15 protein-coding genes, 1 tRNA gene and 1 pseudogene are annotated in these 15512 nt (G+C 50.5%); 9 read left to right on the plus strand and 8 right to left on the minus strand.

Features of this window, described 5'->3' with window-relative positions; all coding sequences use genetic code 11:
- Positions 1–11: 11 nt before the first annotated feature.
- Positions 12–818 carry a DUF4198 domain-containing protein gene (locus tag HMPREF2606_RS02685; RefSeq protein ID WP_070843276.1) on the plus strand — a complete coding sequence of 269 codons (807 nt, stop codon included), beginning with the start codon at positions 12–14 and terminating at the stop codon, positions 816–818.
- A 55-nt stretch (positions 819–873) separates the two neighbouring features.
- Here HMPREF2606_RS02685 and HMPREF2606_RS02690 read toward each other — a convergent pair whose 3' ends face one another.
- Positions 874–1434 (minus strand): pseudouridine synthase, encoded by a 561-nt coding sequence (locus tag HMPREF2606_RS02690; RefSeq protein ID WP_070843277.1) that lies wholly within the window; start codon positions 1432–1434, stop codon positions 874–876.
- Between the two features lie 81 nt (positions 1435–1515).
- Positions 1516–1608: transfer RNA gene (locus HMPREF2606_RS02695), tRNA-Ser, on the minus strand.
- 198 nt (positions 1609–1806) lie between these two features.
- Between HMPREF2606_RS02695 and HMPREF2606_RS02700 the strand changes: the two genes are divergently transcribed.
- The 8 genes and pseudogenes from HMPREF2606_RS02700 (at position 1807) to HMPREF2606_RS02730 (ending at position 10574) form a co-directional block, all read left to right on the plus strand.
- Positions 1807–2319, plus strand: a complete 513-nt coding sequence (locus HMPREF2606_RS02700; protein ID WP_234395463.1) for a hypothetical protein — start codon at positions 1807–1809, stop codon at positions 2317–2319.
- A 52-nt stretch (positions 2320–2371) separates the two neighbouring features.
- Positions 2372–2989 (plus strand): 4'-phosphopantetheinyl transferase family protein, encoded by a 618-nt coding sequence (locus HMPREF2606_RS02705; protein ID WP_070461616.1) that lies wholly within the window; start codon positions 2372–2374, stop codon positions 2987–2989.
- 93 nt (positions 2990–3082) lie between these two features.
- Complete coding sequence (locus tag HMPREF2606_RS02710; RefSeq protein ID WP_070843278.1) at positions 3083–5401, plus strand: MMPL family transporter; 2319 nt, start codon at positions 3083–3085, stop codon at positions 5399–5401.
- Positions 5402–5528: 127 nt separating this feature from the next.
- A pseudogene (locus HMPREF2606_RS10595) lies at positions 5529–5678 on the plus strand (NAD(P)-binding protein); the annotation flags it as partial.
- Positions 5679–5802: 124 nt separating this feature from the next.
- A complete protein-coding gene (locus HMPREF2606_RS02715) occupies positions 5803–6321 on the plus strand; it encodes a hypothetical protein (RefSeq protein WP_070843279.1) in 519 nt (172 codons plus the stop codon).
- Positions 6322–6324: 3 nt separating this feature from the next.
- Entirely contained in the window at positions 6325–7527 is a 1203-nt protein-coding gene (locus tag HMPREF2606_RS02720; protein ID WP_070843280.1) for a beta-ketoacyl-ACP synthase, read from the plus strand.
- 172 nt (positions 7528–7699) lie between these two features.
- On the plus strand, positions 7700–9922 hold the full coding sequence (locus HMPREF2606_RS02725; protein WP_070843281.1) for an NADP-dependent isocitrate dehydrogenase: 2223 nt from the start codon (positions 7700–7702) through the stop codon (positions 9920–9922).
- Positions 9923–9980: 58 nt separating this feature from the next.
- The gene (locus HMPREF2606_RS02730) at positions 9981–10574 is read left to right on the plus strand and encodes a LolA family protein (RefSeq protein WP_070461622.1); all 594 of its coding nucleotides are present in this window, start codon (positions 9981–9983) and stop codon (positions 10572–10574) included.
- A 55-nt stretch (positions 10575–10629) separates the two neighbouring features.
- Here HMPREF2606_RS02730 and ylqF read toward each other — a convergent pair whose 3' ends face one another.
- The 6 genes from ylqF to ubiA form a co-directional block, all read right to left on the minus strand.
- A complete protein-coding gene (gene ylqF / locus HMPREF2606_RS02735; RefSeq protein WP_070461623.1) occupies positions 10630–11571 on the minus strand; it encodes a ribosome biogenesis GTPase YlqF in 942 nt (313 codons plus the stop codon).
- 93 nt (positions 11572–11664) lie between these two features.
- On the minus strand, positions 11665–11889 hold the full coding sequence (locus HMPREF2606_RS02740) for a protocatechuate 3,4-dioxygenase (RefSeq protein WP_070712011.1): 225 nt from the start codon (positions 11887–11889) through the stop codon (positions 11665–11667).
- A 34-nt stretch (positions 11890–11923) separates the two neighbouring features.
- Positions 11924–12778 carry an RNase adapter RapZ gene (rapZ, locus tag HMPREF2606_RS02745; RefSeq protein WP_070843282.1) on the minus strand — a complete coding sequence of 285 codons (855 nt, stop codon included), beginning with the start codon at positions 12776–12778 and terminating at the stop codon, positions 11924–11926.
- The gene (gene hprK / locus HMPREF2606_RS02750; RefSeq protein WP_004520066.1) at positions 12759–13721 is read right to left on the minus strand and encodes an HPr(Ser) kinase/phosphatase; all 963 of its coding nucleotides are present in this window, start codon (positions 13719–13721) and stop codon (positions 12759–12761) included. The genes rapZ and hprK overlap by 20 nt, the downstream gene beginning before the upstream one ends.
- Before the next feature lie 3 nt (positions 13722–13724).
- Positions 13725–14174 (minus strand): PTS IIA-like nitrogen regulatory protein PtsN, encoded by a 450-nt coding sequence (gene ptsN, locus HMPREF2606_RS02755; RefSeq protein ID WP_039862228.1) that lies wholly within the window; start codon positions 14172–14174, stop codon positions 13725–13727.
- 269 nt (positions 14175–14443) lie between these two features.
- Positions 14444–15364: a 4-hydroxybenzoate octaprenyltransferase gene (gene ubiA / locus HMPREF2606_RS02760; protein WP_070843283.1), complete on the minus strand. Its 921-nt coding sequence runs from the start codon at positions 15362–15364 to the stop codon at positions 14444–14446.
- Between the last annotated feature and the right edge of the window lie 148 nt (positions 15365–15512).

Raw genomic sequence — 15512 nt, forward strand, 5'->3', positions numbered from 1 at the left:
GGAGAGAAATCATGAAAAAAACCGCTTTGCTTATCGCATCCGCCTTCCTGTTCAGCACTGCCGCACACGCCCATCGCGTTTGGGTTGAAACCGCCCACACACATGGCGGCGAATACCTTGAAGCCGAATTGGGCTATGGCGAATTCCCTGAGCTTGAACCTATCGCCAAAGACCGCCTGCACATTTTCAGCAAACCCATGCAACTGGTAACTGAAAAAGGCAAAGAAAACATGATTCAAAAAGGCACATACAATTACCAATACCGCAGCAAATTGCCGGTCAAAGACGGTAGCTACCTCGTTACCGCCGAATACCAACCGACTTTCTGGTCAAAAAACAACGCGGGTTGGAAGCAGGCAAGCATCAAAGAAATGCCTGATGCAAGCTATTGCGAGCAAACCCGTATGTTCGGTAAAAACATCGTCAATGTCGGCCACGAAAGCGCAGATACCGCCATTATCACCAAGCAAGTCGGCCAACATTTGGAAATCGTTCCTTTGGACAACCCTGCCAACGTCCACGTCGGCGAACGCTTCAAAGTCCGCGTCCTCTTCAATGGCGAGCCGCTGCCCAACGCTACCGTTACCGCCACATTTGACGGCTTCGACACCAGCGACCGCAGCAAAACCCACAAAACCGAAGCCCAAGCCTTCTCCGATACAACGGACGACAAAGGCGAAGTCAGCATTATTCCCCTGCGCCAAGGCTTCTGGAAAGCCAGCGTAGAACACAAAGCCGATTTCCCCGATCAAAGCGTGTGCCAAAAACAGGCTAACTACACCACAATGACCTTCCAGATCGGTCATTCACATCATTAATTTTTCCATAACAAAAGGCCGTCTGAATATTTCAGACGGCCTTTATTCATTCTATTTAAGGACGATGCGGTGCAAACTGCCATTGTCCCAATTCCAAATTCAAATCAAACAGATTCAGACGGCCTATTGCCACACGGACCAAGCGCAAACATGGAAAGCCTGCTTTCGCCGTCATCCTTCGCACTTGGCGGTTTTTCCCTTCCGAAATTTTGATTTCCACCCAAAAATCAGGCACAGACTTGCGCACGCGAATCGGCGGCACGCGCGGCCATAAAACCTCCGCTTCGCCTTCTTCCAATACCCTAACCTCGGCCGGACGGGTGACAAAATCGCCCAAATCTACGCCACGGCGCAACAAATCCAATTTGGCTTCATCAGGAGAACCCTCCACCTGCGCCCAATAAGTTTTGACCTGCTTGAATTTCGGGTCGGCAATCTGCGCCTGCAAACGGCCATCATTGGTCAGCAGCAGCAAACCCTCGCTGTCCGTATCCAAACGGCCGGCCGGATAAAATCCCGGTTTCTCGACAAAATCCTTAAGGCACTGATGTTTTTCATGTGCAGAAAACTGGCAAATCACGCCATAAGGCTTGTTTAGAATAATCAAATCGTTCATTTCACACTTTCAGACAGCCTTAGATTCCAAGCAATCTCGGATAATAAAAAAGACACCGTATAAAACGGTGTCTTTCATATTTGGCGGAGTAAGAGGGATTCGAACCCTCGATGCAGGTTGACCCCACATGCTTCCTTAGCAGGGAAGTGCCTTCAGCCTCTCAGCCATTACTCCTAAGGAAGTCCGCAATATACGCTTTCTGCCCTCCTTCGTCAAGCATTACCGCCTCAAACTTTCTTAACGCCATGAAATCATTTAAATAAAAATATAATATTTTTTGCACCATTCTGTTTTTATACTTCTTTCATATATGTTAAAATGATTCTGCTTTCTGTAAACTTTTTCTACGCCCATTATTACAAAGGAGTTCGTATGTTACGTTTTTCTGCTTTGGTTGCCGTATCCGCCCTGATGCTTGCCGCTTGCTCACAATCTGGCAATTCCCAACCATCCACTTCCTCCTCTCAAACTTCTACTCCAAAAACAACTGCCGCCGGTTCTGCCTGCCGTAGCATGGGTGAGGGCCATAAAGTCCATGGCAAAGGTCAAAACGATATTTATATGTGTAAAGTCGATGTAGCTTTAAACTCTACCGAAGCTAAATCTGTTTTGGATCCTAGCATCCGCGTTCACTACGGCAGTACATCCGGCGCAACTTTGACTTCTCGTCAAATTGCCAACACAGTCGGCAAAACCCCTGATGAAACCTGCCAACGCGCATTCTTAAGCGCGGTTAAACGCTTCCAAAGCACTGCTCATCGCAAAAAAGCCAAATCCGTTCATCTGGTTAGCTACTTTGACAAAGTAACCAAAGGCGGTAACGAATACGAATGCCACATCGCTACATTCAACAGCCGTGTGGTTTTGAAAGGCAGCTTCCACTAAGCAATGTCAAAAATGCCGGACTTCAATATGAAGTTTGGCATTTTTCTATTTTATGGATACGACACCCCTTCACTGTCTGCTGGCCGATCCCTCTTTTGCCGCCTGCTACGACCATGCGTCTCTAAACGCAGCCGATTCCCAACGTTTGGCTACCACGCCTCAACTGGCGCAGCGTCAAGACTGGCAAGTCAGCCGCGCATTAAAACAGCAAACCGATTTACCGACTGTATCGCTGAGCCACAGCAAAGGCTTTGCCGCTTTATTGTGTGCGCCTCAGCCCTTAACAGCCGGTATCGATATCGAGTTTATCCGCCCGCGCGATTTCAAAGCGCTGTCGGCTTTAGTCTGCACGCAGGAAGAACAAGACTATTTGGAAACGGCAAACTGGCCGTCTGAAACGTTTTACCGATTATGGTGTTTCAAGGAAGCCTTGATTAAAGCGGCAAATTTGGATTTTCCGTCAGACATGAAATCGGTCGGCTATGTTTTCGATTCAGGGCAACCCGTCGGTTTACGCGCTGGAAAGCAAACCGATTGGCACGGCACAAGCGCGATTTTGGCGGATACGATGGCACTTGCCTGCGTTTGGAAGGGAAAAGCCGTCGCTCTGCAATGGCAGTTTTTCGGCTCACTCAAGCTCAATGACTTAACCGACCAGCAAACTATCTAACAACTGACAAACTAATAATAATCTGATTTAATTTACTGCACTTTTACTTATTCCACACACCAACAGCAGCATTTGCAAAAGGCCGTCTGAACGATGAATCTTCGCCTCCTAAACCGCCTCTATACTGCCCTTATCCTGTTTCTTACCCTGTTTTTGGTTTATGCCTTTGCTTCACAAGCGCGCATCCAAACCGATTTGACCGCGTTATTGCCAAGCGAGCAGCAACCCGATGCCTTATTAACGGCCGCGGATAAAGCCGCAGAAGCGCAGCTCAATTCGCAAGTCATTTTGCTTGCAGGCAGCACCGATGCCGAAACCGCTTTTCAGACTGCCTCACAAATTGCCGACGTATGGCGCAAAAGCGGCGTATTTGAACAAGTCGACAGCAGCATGACGCCGAATTTGGACAAAGTGCGGGCGGATATGCAGAAACTGAGTTTGGCAGTTTTGCCGCAAGACGAAATACGCCTGCTGTTTGAGCAGCCGCAAGCCTATTTTCAGGCTCGGGCAGAAGCCGCGGCCAATCCGTTTGCCACCCCCTCCCCTTTGTCTTTAGAACAAGACTGGCTGGGCTTCGGACGCTTTGTTGCCAACAAGGCCAATCCGCAAAGCCGTTTGCAGTGGGACATGGACAACGGCATGCTCTTTGCCGAAGACAAAGGCAAAACTTGGGTATTCTTGCGCGGACGGCTCGCCGGCGGCGATCAATTTTCCGGCAACGATGCCCTCTTGCCGCTGATGGCGCAAAGCCGTCAAATCGCTTCGGAAAACGGCGCCGAAACCTTAAGCGCAGGTGGCGCATTGTTCGCCGCCGTATCCAAAGCAGCCGCAGAAAAAGAAAGTCGGCTGATGAGCATGGTCGGACTTGGGCTGACCTTTGCGCTGCTGTTGTGGGTCTTCCGCAGCGGCCGGGTATTTTTGCTGTCCTTGCCACTGGCAGCCGGTATGTTGACCGGATTGGCGGTCGCTTTATTGGTATTCGGCGAAGTGCATATCCTGACCATCGTCATCGGCACCAGCTTGGTGGGTATGTTGGTGGATTTCCCGTTGCACTGGCTTGCTCCGTCGGTATTCGGGCCGTCTGAAAAGACCGTTTGGCAGGCTGAATCAGCAATGAAACATGTCTTGCCAAGTTTTGCCGTCAGCCTGACAATTACCGTCTTGGGCTACGCGCTGCTGTGGTTTACCCCTTTGCCTGTATTGCGCCAAACCGCGGTATTTTCAGGCTTCGCTTTATTTGGCGCGTTTGGTGCCACCGTTTTATGGCTGCCGCCGCTGTTTCGCCGCTACCGTGCCAAAACCGTGCCTTTTGCCGCATTAACCGAAAAGCTCTATTCCTTGTCAGGCCGTCTGAAAAACCGCCTGCACAAACGCGGCTGGTTAATCGTGGGCGGAATTTTGCTGGCAGTCGGACTGTGGCGCAGCGACTGGCGTGACGACATCCGTCAATGGGTCAATATGCCGACTGCGATGTTGGCCGAAGTACAACAAATCGGCCAGTTGAGTGGCACGGATTTTGGCGGCAAATATTTGGTGGCCGAAGCACAAAGCGAAGATGCCCTGTTGAAGAAAACCGCCGAACTCGGCCACGCCCTGCAGCCCTTAATCGCGCAAGGCAAACTTTCCGGCATCCAATCGCCCGACCAATTCATCCTGCCGACAACGGAGCAGCAAAAACTGCAAAACCGCCTGCGCGAATTGACCAAATTGCCTGATAGCTGGAAACCGCTCACAGAAATCGGTATTCCGCGCAAAACCGTGCGCGATGCCCTGCTGCAAGCCGCCGATACGCAACCATTATCGCTTTCAGACGGCCTGAATACCGATTTGGCAGAAGCTTGGCGTTCCTTGTATTTGGGTGAAGTGGAACCAGGCCGTTTTGCTGCCGTCGTGCGTTTGAACGGCATGACCGATGAAGCCGCCGTACACGCCGCAGTGCAACACGTCTCCGGCATACATTGGGCAGACAAACGCGCCCACTTAAACGAGCTTTTCCACCACACGCGCAATCAGGCCGCATGGTTAAAACTGGCTTCCTATGCGTTGGCATGGCTGCTTTTATGGAAAATGTTCGGTTTCAAACGCGGCAGCAAAATCCTTGCCGTGCCGCTGGCCGCCGCCATCTGCACCGTTGCCGTACTCGGTTTGGCCGGCATTCCCGTCAGCCTGTTTGCCATGTTCGGCCTGCTTTTAGTGTCCGCCATCGGCGTGGACTATGCCGTCTATGCCGCCACCGCACACCACAGCGCGCCGGCAAAATTAGGCGGTATGCTGCTTGCCGCAGCGACGACAGCCATTTCCTTTGCCCTGCTCGCCATCAGCAGCACGCCCGCTGTTGCCGCGTTCGGCATGACGGTTACCATCGGCGTGGCATTCAATATTTGGCTGGCAGGCACATTGTTGAAAATTTAGACAAAAGATGAAGACGATTAAAATTGAAGCTATATTTTGTTTCGACTTCTATCGCCAAATTGCAAAAGGCCGTCTGAAAAATTTCATATAGCGGTTTAAGCATTATTAAAATCAAAGGTATTTTCAAATACCCGTCGAATTTGACGTTGCCGTTATCGGCGCAGGCCCTTCAGGTTCGGTTGCTTCCGCTTTGCTGAACAAACAAGGCTTTAAAGTTTGCGTATTGGAAAAACAACATTTCCCGCGCTTTGTCATCGGCGAGAGCCTGCTGCCGCATTGGTGGGCGATTTGAAGGTAGAATAAAGGACGAATGCCTTTCAGACGGCCAAACCTGAAAACAGAACAGGCCGTCTGAAACTTCATCCACATCATTAAATATTTTGACCGATAGATAAAACCTTATGCGATTTATCCCTTTTCTTGCCGCACTACTGCTTTCCGCATGCGCAACCTCGCTCCCCCATCCGCAAACGCTGCCGCCGCTTTCCAAAGGAGGCCAATGGTTCAAACTCGAGCAGACCAATGCGGCGGGGCAAACCGTTCAAACCAATCTCTTGGCAGTCGAGCCTCATTCAGACGGCATCCGCTTTGTCCAAACCGATGCACTGGGTGCGCCGGTATCGCGTCAATCGGTCAGCACCAAAGGCTGGAAAAACGACGGTTTTGTGATGCCCAATGCCTCTTCGCGCCGATTGTTTGCAGCCCTGTTGCCGCTTTTGGCCGCCGAACAAGCCGCCACGCTTTACCCTGAAGCACGCCAACAAAATGCCACCCATCAAGGCTTCTGCCCTGACGGCAAAGGCGCGGTGTTCAGCTACCGCGAGCGTGATTTGTGGTGTGTCGCCCACCATTCCGAACAATTCCTTATCGGCTTCCCCGACCAAACTTTCTGGACGGTCAGCCCGATTGCAGAAGACTAATTCATGAATACTCCTGTTTATCTCAGCCGTCCGGCACTGACCAGCGCATTGGGCAGCGGCTTGCAAGTTCATGCCGATTCCTTACTCACGCCGTCTGAAAACACACCCCTGACTTTTTCAGACCAATGGGTAAAAGGCAAAACGTATGCTTTCGGTGCAGTCAAAGAAACCCTGATGCCTCTGCCCGACAGCATTCCCGAAGCGCATCGCAGCCGCAACAACCAGCTTATCCTGCACGCGCTTTCGCAAATAGACGGACTGATTCAGACGGCCATTGCCCGTTACGGCAAAGAAAGGATTGCTGTCGTGACCGGTACGTCCACCAGTGGCGCAGATGAAAATATCCCTTTGTTCCAACACGTTGTCCAAGGCGGTAAATGGACGGATGTTCCGTTCAAACAGCTGCAACACACCATGGCTTCGCCCTCCGAATTTATCGCCCAAGTTTACGGTCTGGACGGCTTGCGCTATACCGTCTCCACCGCCTGCACTTCCGGCGCACGCGCCCTCATCAGCGCAGCCCGATTGCTTCGTGCCGGATTGTGTGATGCCGTGATTTGCGGCGGCGCGGATACGCTTTCTCCGCTGACAATTAATGGTTTTGCCTCTTTGGAAGTGCTTTCAGACGGCATCGCCAAGCCTTTTTCTGCCAACCGCAACGGCATCAATATCGGTGAAGCGGCCGCATTTTTCGTGATGACGCGCGATGCGGATTTTGACGGCGAAATGCAGTTGCTCGGCTACGGCGCAAGCAGCGATGCCTACCATATGTCTTCGCCCCGCCCCGACGGTTTGGGTGCAGCCCAATCTTTTCAGGCCGCTTTGGATAAAGCCGGCTTGAAAGCGGAAGAGATCGGCTGGATCAATCTGCACGGCACCGGCACGCAGCACAACGACAGCATGGAAAGCCGGGCCGTTGCCGAAGTGTTTGGTTGCCATACCCTTTGCACCTCCACCAAGCCGTCCACCGGTCATACCTTGGGTGCAGCCGGTGCGATTGAAGCCGCATTTGCCTGGTTGATGGCCAACTGCCAATACAATCCGGAAGGCAAACTACCGCCGCAACAATGGGACAACGTACCCGATTCCGAGCTGCCCAACATCGCTTTGACCGACGAAAACAGCCGCTGGCCGTCTGAAAAACGCATTGCCGCCAGCTCATCATTTGCCTTCGGCGGTAGCAATGCTGTTTTGATTATCGGATAAGTCCTTATATTTAGGCTGTCTTTTCAGACGGCCTTTTTCTTTTCTGCAACTTAAAAAACAATAACATCAAAACAACAACCAAATCCGCCGAAATATGCCATAATAGGCTTAGCACGTTTCTTCTCGCGATGTGCCCGAAAAGAAAAACTTAACCTACATAGAGAATAATCCCATGACTAAATCCACCATTATCTATACCTACACCGACGAAGCTCCTGCATTGGCCACTCAATCCCTGTTGCCAATCGTGCAGGCGTTTACCCGCCATGCCGATATTGATGTCAAAACCAGCGACATCTCTCTCTCTGGCCGTATTTTGGCGGCGTTTCCAGAATACCTGACCGAAGCGCAACGCGTACCTGATGCGCTTGCCGAATTGGGCGAACTGGTGAAACAACCCGATGCAAACGTGATCAAACTGCCGAACATCAGCGCATCCGTACCTCAACTGACTGCCGCGATTAAAGAATTGCAGTCTAAAGGCTTTGCCGTTCCCGACTATCCTGCCGACCCTCAAACCGATGAAGAAAAAGCCGTACGCGAACGCTACGACCGCATCAAAGGCAGCGCGGTAAACCCTGTCCTGCGTGAAGGCAACTCCGACCGTCGTGCGCCTAAAGCAGTGAAAAACTTTGCCAAAAAACATCCGCACAGCATGGGCGCATGGACCAAAGATTCCAAAACCCATGTTGCCACCATGCAAAGCGGCGACTTTTTCCATAACGAACAATCCGTTACCGTACCTGAAGCGACTTCTGTATCCATCGTATTCACCGACAAACAAGGCAACAAAAAAGAGCTGCGTGAACCTGTTGCCTTGAAAGCCGGCGAAATCATCGACGCGACCGTAATGAGCAAAAAAGCCCTGCTCGCCTTCCTTGCCGAACAAGTGAAAGACGCAAAAGCTAAAGGCGTATTGTTCTCGCTGCACATGAAAGCCACCATGATGAAAGTGTCCGACCCGATTATCTTCGGACACGCCGTCAAAGTGTTCTTCGCGCCTGTATTTGAAAAATTCGGCGACAAACTGGCTGCCGCAGGCGTCAACGTCAACAACGGCTTCGGCAACCTGCTTGCCAATCTGGACAAACTGGATGCGGACACCCGCGCCGCCGTTGAAGCTGAAATCGCTGCCGTTTACGCCGCCAACCCTGATTTGGCCATGGTTGATTCCGACAAAGGCATTACCAACCTGCATGTTCCTAGCGATGTCATCGTCGATGCTTCTATGCCTGCGATGATTCGTAATTCTGGCCGTATGTGGGACAAAGACGGCAAAGCGCAAGACACCAAAGCCGTCATTCCGGACAGCAGCTACGCCGGTGTTTACCAAGCAACCATCGACTTCTGCCGCGAACACGGCGCGTTTGACCCGACAACCATGGGTACCGTTCCTAACGTCGGCCTGATGGCGCAAGCAGCCGAAGAATACGGTTCACACAACAAAACTTTTGAAATTGAAGCCGACGGCCAAGTACAAGTCATTGATGCAGCAGGCAATGTCCTGATGCAACACGACGTTGAAGCCGGTGACATCTGGCGTATGTGCCAAACCAAAGACGCTCCGGTTAAAGACTGGGTACAACTCGCCGTCAACCGAGCCCGTCTGAGCAATACACCAGCCGTATTCTGGCTCGACGAAAACCGTCCGCACGACAAGAGCCTGCTCGCCAAAGTCAAAGCTTACCTTGCCGAACTGGATACCAACGGCCTCGACATCCGCGTTCTCGCTCCTGAAGAAGCCGCTAAATTCAGCTTGGGCCGTCTGAAAAACGGTGAAGACACTATCTCTGTAACCGGCAACGTCCTGCGCGACTACCTGACCGACTTGTTCCCAATTTTGGAACTGGGTACCAGCGCGAAAATGCTGTCTATCGTTCCATTGATGAATGGCGGCGGTATGTTTGAAACCGGCGCTGGCGGCTCCGCACCGAAACATGTTCAACAATTCCTCGAAGAAAACCACTTGCGTTGGGATTCTTTGGGTGAATTCCTCGCTCTTGCCGTATCGTTTGAACATCTGGCGCAAAAAACCGGCAACGCCAAAGCCCAAGTCCTCGCCGACACTTTGGATGCAGCCACCGAAAAACTGCTGTTGAACGACAAATCGCCTAAACGCAAAGCCGGCGAACTCGACAACCGCGGCAGCCATTTCTACCTCACCCTCTACTGGGCGCAAGAATTGGCGGCGCAAGACAAAGATGCCGAACTGAAAGCCGCATTTGCTCCATTGGCAGCCGCTTTGACTGCCGACGAAGCCAAAATCGTTGAAGAACTCTCTGCCGTACAAGGCAAAGCGGTCGACATCGGCGGCTACTACGCAGCCAATCCTGAAAAAGCGGCACAAGCGATGCGTCCAAGCGCAACCTTTAATCAGGCCTTGTCAGCCTTATAATTAAAGCAATAAAAGGCCGTCTGAATTTTCAGACGGCCTCAAACCTTATGGAAGCACAATGAAAAAAAACATTCTTTCTCTTACTCTCCTCATCAGCGCTCCGGCTTTGTGGGCATTTTCCCCTGCCGAATTGGCACAAACCCTGCAAAAACCGCAAAACGTGCAAGGCAATTTTGTCCAACAACGCCAGCTTAAATCCCTCAGCAAACCCATGACCACCAGCGGCAGCTTTACCCTTGTCCCACAAAAAGGCCTGCTCTGGAAAATGCAAAAACCATTTGAAACCACCCTGCGCGTGCGTTCAGACGGCATCATGCAATGGAACGGCAGCCAATGGGTCAACCCAAATGCCAGCAAGCTCAACGGCCAAAGCCGCCAAATCAAACTCTTCCTCGACCTTTTGGGCGGCAATACCCAAGGCCTGGAAAAACAATTTGATTTGAAATTAAACGGCAACGAGAAAAAATGGACGTTGACCTTAACTCCGAAAACCGCCATTACCCGTCAAATCTTCAACCGTATCGAAATCAACGGCGATACGCTGGTACGTAAAATCGAATTAGACGAAAAGCAAGGCGACAAAACCATCATGCAGTTCAACCAAATCCAAACTGATAAAGCCCTGGACAGCTTCAGCCGTACCGCCCTCTAAATTGCCTATTCCAACAAAAGGCCGTCTGAAAATAGATTTCAGACGGCCTTTTATATTAATCGGCAGAAGGCTGTTGCCCTTTTCGTTCCGCCTTTCTGGCTTCGCGAATGGCTTTAAGTTCGGCCTCTTTCTGTCTGGCTTTTTTCAGCCAAGCCTCCCATTGGTTTGGCGTTTCCAGCGTGATTCTGCCGATTTTTCCTTCGCGGAAATCGGTCAGGATATTTTCAGCAGCCTTTTGGTAGTTGACCCGTCCGCCGCTCAAAACCGCACCGCGTTTTTTGGCAATCCACTCCAGCCAAGAAGTATCGTCCCAATGGCTGCTTGGATCTTTGTCGGCTTGATAGCGCTCTTGCAACAGGGCCAGATAATGGCGGCGGAGGTAATCCAAAAGCTCAAGCGCTACTTCTTCTTCGTCCAGTGCGTTGCGTCCGACTGCACCGCCGGCCGCAAGGTTGTAGCCGCCTTCTTCGACGATAATTTTCGGCCACAACATACCGGGGGTATCGTAAAGCCAGAAATCGTCTGCAAGGAAAAGGCGTTGTTCGGCTTTGGTAATACCGGGTTCGTTACCGGTTTTGGCAGATTTTTTGCCGATCATGCCGTTAATCAAGGTGGATTTGCCGACGTTGGGAATGCCGCAAATCAGGACACGTAGCGGCTTCTCGATACCTTGGCGATGCGGAATCATGGCGCGGCAGGCTTGGGTAATTTTGCCATGAGCGCCGGTTTCGGAAGAATCAAGCGCAATGGCGCGGGTATCTTGGCGGCTGTTGTAGTGTTCGAGCCAAACTTTGGTACGCTCGGGATCGGCAAGATCTTGCTTGTTTAAGATTTTGAGTTTTGGCTTGCCTTTGGACAACTGGGCAAGCAAAGGGTTTTCGCTGGAAGCAGGCATACGCGCGTCTAACATCTCAATCACCATATCAACGCTTTTAATGCGTTCGGCAATGGCTTTTTTTGCCTTGTTCATGTGGCCGGGAAACCATTGGATAGCCATGTCTTTTTGTTCTTTCTATTCGTATCTGAGGCCGTCTGAACAATCATTTTTTTTCAGACGGCCTCGGTATTTGGATAATCGGTCAATCCGGATTTAGAGATTGCCATGTTCATAGCTGTAATAACCTGCTTCATCCATACATTGCTCGAACATCTTGTATGTATTTCTATTTTGGACTTGCGATTTGCAAGTATTGATTTGGCGGGAAACTTCAGCTTCGCTCGCTCCGGTACGGTGCCAACGGTAAGCAGTGACAGGCTCTGTCGCGCAGGCGGTCAAGATAAGCAGGGATAATGCAGTCAGACTGATTTTTTTCATGGTTTCTTCCTTTGAGGCCGTCTGAAACGGCAAGTTAGCGTCCTGCCAAGCTTTGTGCCTGACGGTGGCGGACAAGGAGTTCGTAACGGCCTTTGAGGCGTTCGGCCAGTTTTTCCACAACATAAACGGAGCGGTGCTGACCGCCGGTACAACCGATGGCAATCGTTACATAACTGCGGCTCTCTTGTTGCAGGCGCGGCAACCAGCGGCTAATAAAATGGTCGATGTCATCAACCATTTCTTGAGCCAACGGCTGCTGGCCCAAATAATCTTGAATAGGTTTGTCCATGCCGGTAAAGGGGCGCAATTCTGGATCGTAATACGGATTGGGCAGGCTGCGCATATCAAACATAAAGTCGGCATTGTTGGGAACGCCGTATTTGAAACCAAAGGATTCAAGAATAACCAGCAAACCGACACGTTCAATATTGAGCCATTGTTGTACGGCATAACGCAGCTGCTGCGCGTTCATTTTGGACGTATCGATGCAATATGCGATGTCTCTAAGCGGGAAGAGCCATTCGCGTTCTTTTTGCAGGCTTTCCAACAAAGTCAGGTTTTGGCCGGATAAAGGGTGTCCGCGACGGGTTTCTGAGAAGCGGCGAACCAACACACCCTCTTCCGCCTCAACAAACAGGACTTCGACCTGATGTCCTTCGTCACGCAAAAATTGGATTTGCTCTTGCGCTTCTTGGATATTGATACCGGAACGGATGTCAACGCTGACACCGAGTTTGGTTTCATCGGCACGTTCGATGTGGAGCGAAACCAACGACGGAAGCATTTCCAAAGGAAGGTTATCGACACAGTAATAACCCAAATCTTCGAGCTGTTTGAGGGCTACGGATTTTCCTGAGCCGGATAAGCCGCTAATCAGGACGATTTTCATGGTTTTGTTCGTTTTCTTTGAGTTGTGTTTGATGGCGTTCGAGGAATTCTTTGGTGCTGTCTTTGCCGCGCAATTGAAGGATGTAATTGCGCACCGCAGCTTCAACCAATACTGCTAAGTTTCGACCGATTGCAACAGGCAGGGTAACGGAACGGATGCTGACGTTGAGGATAGACTCTGTTTCGGTACGGATGCTCAATCGATCAAGTTGTTTCATGTATCCGTCGTCGGCCGGAACCAAATTGATAATCAGCTGGAGGATCTTTTTCGGACGGATAGAGGTTTCGCCAAAAATATGGCGGATATTGAGTATGCCCAAGCCACGTACTTCGAGGAAATCACGCAGCATCGGCGGGCAACGGCCTTCCAGCATTTCCGGGCCGGTACGGAAGAGCTCGACCGCATCATCGGCAATCAGGCTGTGACCGCGCGAAATCAGCTCCAATGCCAATTCGCTCTTACCCAAGCCGGATTGTCCGGTAATGAGTACGCCCACTTCAAATACATCCAAAAATACGCCGTGCTTGATGGTGGAAGTAGCCAATGTACGTTGCAGATAAATCCGCAAAACGTCCATCAAGTGTGGGCTTTCCTGCTTGGAAGTCAGCAAAGGAATACTGTTGGTATGGCAATAATCGCGCAATTTGGGCGAAACCGGCAAGCCGTTGGCGACGATGACCAAAGACATGGGAATGTCGAAAAGCTCGCCGAAATCATAGTTGAGCTCGCCCGATTCCAAGCGGCGCAAATATTCGGCTTCGGCTACGCCGACAACTTGAATTTGGTTGGGATGGATAAAGTTTAAGTGGCCGACCAAGGCCAAGACGGGTTTATCGGCTTCGACACCGATACGGTTGTCCGCGCCGGAATTGCCGGCAGCCCAAGCGAGTTCGAGTTTGTGCTGATTATCGGAAAACAGGCGGCGGACGGATATGCTGGGCATGAATTACTCTTCGGTCAGGAGTGTGCGTACTTCTTCGGCAGAAGTCGCGGCCATCAATGCTTCACGGATGGCTTTTTGAGAGAATCTTCCGGCCAGTTTGGACAAGACTTCCAAATGTTCGCCGGTAGCGTTTTCAGGCACAAGCAGGATGAAAATCAAGGAAACGGGTTTGCCGTCGGGCGCATCAAAGGCAACCGGCTCTTTGGTGCGGATAAACGCACCGGTGGCTTTTTTCACGCATGCGTGACGGCCGTGAGGAATCGCCACCCCCTGCCCCAAACCGGTCGAACCAAGCTTTTCACGGGCAAACAGGCAGTCGAACACGTTGGTATTCGGTAATTCTGCTTCATTCTCCAGCAGCTGGGCGGCCTCTTCAAACAGACGCTTTTTGCTGCTGACTTCCAAATCCAAAACGATATGGGACAAAGGTAAAATTTCGCCAATCAGGCTCATGTGTATCTCTTTTAAATGTCGCAAAACAATAGGATTGTACCGATTGTCGGTGCAAATCTCAATCCTGAAGGCGTAATTTACACTCGCCCTGCTAACATTTTCCATGTTATTTTTGATATTTTTTAACGAGCTAAAAATAATCCAACTGCTTGCTTATATTGAATTTAAAGTAAAAATGCTATCAATAGCCAAACTATGATTCAAATGAAAAGGGGTATGCCCGGCATACCCCTTTTCCCCTTCTTTTCAGACGGCCCCAACTTCTTTTTTTAAAACAGTTTGGAAACCAAAAATACCCAGAAATAATGGCAGACCAATCCGCAAAACCACGCCAAACCGATGCGGTTATTGGCCAAAAACGTTTGGAAGCACAACTGGCGATTGCGCGTACGGATGACAACATATTGCTGATACTGCCAATAAACAGTTATCGGCAATATCAACCAATACGGCCAAGTTGCACCGATTTTGATACCCAACACCGCCATCAATACCGTAAACCAAAAATGGCAAAGCATAGAGGCAGTAATGTCGTGATGGCCAAATGTGATTGCCGAAGTTTTAATGCCAATTTTCAAATCGTCTTCTTTGTCCGCCATGGCATAAATCGTGTCGTAAGCCAACGTCCATAAGGCATTGGCGGTAAACATCAGCCACGCTTCGGAAGGCACTCGGCCTTGCACGGCGGCAAAGGCCATGGGAATGCCGAACGAAAATGCCAGTCCTAAATAAAACTGCGGCAACGGGAAAAAGCGTTTGGTAAAGGGATATGTGATGGCCAGGAACAAGGCCGGAAGGCTCATCAGCCAAGTAAAGCGGTTGAGCTGCACCAAGCATAAAGCTGCCATCAGACACAACATGACGGTCAAAAGCAGCGCTTCGATTTTAGAAACCAAACCTTTGGCAAACGGGCGGTTTTTAGTGCGCTCTACTGCACCGTCAAAATTGCGGTCGGCAAAGTCATTTACCACGCAACCTGCGCTGCGCATCAAAAATGTGCCTGCGCTAAAGGCAAGAAAAATATCCGCGTCAGGAACGCCTTTAGACGCAATCCACAATGCCCAATAAGTCGGCCACAGCAAAAGCAGTGTGCCAATGGGTTTGTCGACGCGCATCAGTTTGGCGTATATCACCATCCGTCCGACAGCGTAACGCGGTAGAAATTGTAGAAAAAAGCGCCTTATGTTCATTGATGTAATGTGTCGTTGTTTATGTGTCGATTCGGAAGGAAAGGCTTTTTAGAGCCTTAGCTCTTATTATAATTTATTGCCGTCTGAAATCAAACAGATCTTAACAATTTAATTTATTGTATTATATCAGAATTATGACAAACATCGG

Origin of the sequence: Neisseria sp. HMSC070H10 (assembly GCF_001837635.1) — a bacterium.
Classification (GTDB): domain Bacteria; phylum Pseudomonadota; class Gammaproteobacteria; order Burkholderiales; family Neisseriaceae; genus Neisseria; species Neisseria subflava_A.

Excerpts from the sequence above, each read along its gene's own strand:
- HMPREF2606_RS02685 (WP_070843276.1), top strand. The coding sequence starts at position 12 with ATGAAAAAAACCGCTTTGCTTATCGCATCCGCCTTCCTGTTCAGCACT.
- HMPREF2606_RS02690 (WP_070843277.1), bottom strand. The coding sequence starts at position 1,434 with ATGAACGATTTGATTATTCTAAACAAGCCTTATGGCGTGATTTGCCAG.
- HMPREF2606_RS02700 (WP_234395463.1), top strand. The coding sequence starts at position 1,807 with ATGTTACGTTTTTCTGCTTTGGTTGCCGTATCCGCCCTGATGCTTGCC.
- HMPREF2606_RS02705 (WP_070461616.1), top strand. The coding sequence starts at position 2,372 with ATGGATACGACACCCCTTCACTGTCTGCTGGCCGATCCCTCTTTTGCC.
- HMPREF2606_RS02710 (WP_070843278.1), top strand. The coding sequence starts at position 3,083 with ATGAATCTTCGCCTCCTAAACCGCCTCTATACTGCCCTTATCCTGTTT.
- HMPREF2606_RS02715 (WP_070843279.1), top strand. The coding sequence starts at position 5,803 with ATGCGATTTATCCCTTTTCTTGCCGCACTACTGCTTTCCGCATGCGCA.
- HMPREF2606_RS02720 (WP_070843280.1), top strand. The coding sequence starts at position 6,325 with ATGAATACTCCTGTTTATCTCAGCCGTCCGGCACTGACCAGCGCATTG.
- HMPREF2606_RS02725 (WP_070843281.1), top strand. The coding sequence starts at position 7,700 with ATGACTAAATCCACCATTATCTATACCTACACCGACGAAGCTCCTGCA.
- HMPREF2606_RS02730 (WP_070461622.1), top strand. The coding sequence starts at position 9,981 with ATGAAAAAAAACATTCTTTCTCTTACTCTCCTCATCAGCGCTCCGGCT.
- ylqF (WP_070461623.1), bottom strand. The coding sequence starts at position 11,571 with ATGGCTATCCAATGGTTTCCCGGCCACATGAACAAGGCAAAAAAAGCC.
- HMPREF2606_RS02740 (WP_070712011.1), bottom strand. The coding sequence starts at position 11,889 with ATGAAAAAAATCAGTCTGACTGCATTATCCCTGCTTATCTTGACCGCC.
- rapZ (WP_070843282.1), bottom strand. The coding sequence starts at position 12,778 with ATGAAAATCGTCCTGATTAGCGGCTTATCCGGCTCAGGAAAATCCGTA.
- hprK (WP_004520066.1), bottom strand. The coding sequence starts at position 13,721 with ATGCCCAGCATATCCGTCCGCCGCCTGTTTTCCGATAATCAGCACAAA.
- ptsN (WP_039862228.1), bottom strand. The coding sequence starts at position 14,174 with ATGAGCCTGATTGGCGAAATTTTACCTTTGTCCCATATCGTTTTGGAT.
- ubiA (WP_070843283.1), bottom strand. The coding sequence starts at position 15,364 with ATGAACATAAGGCGCTTTTTTCTACAATTTCTACCGCGTTACGCTGTC.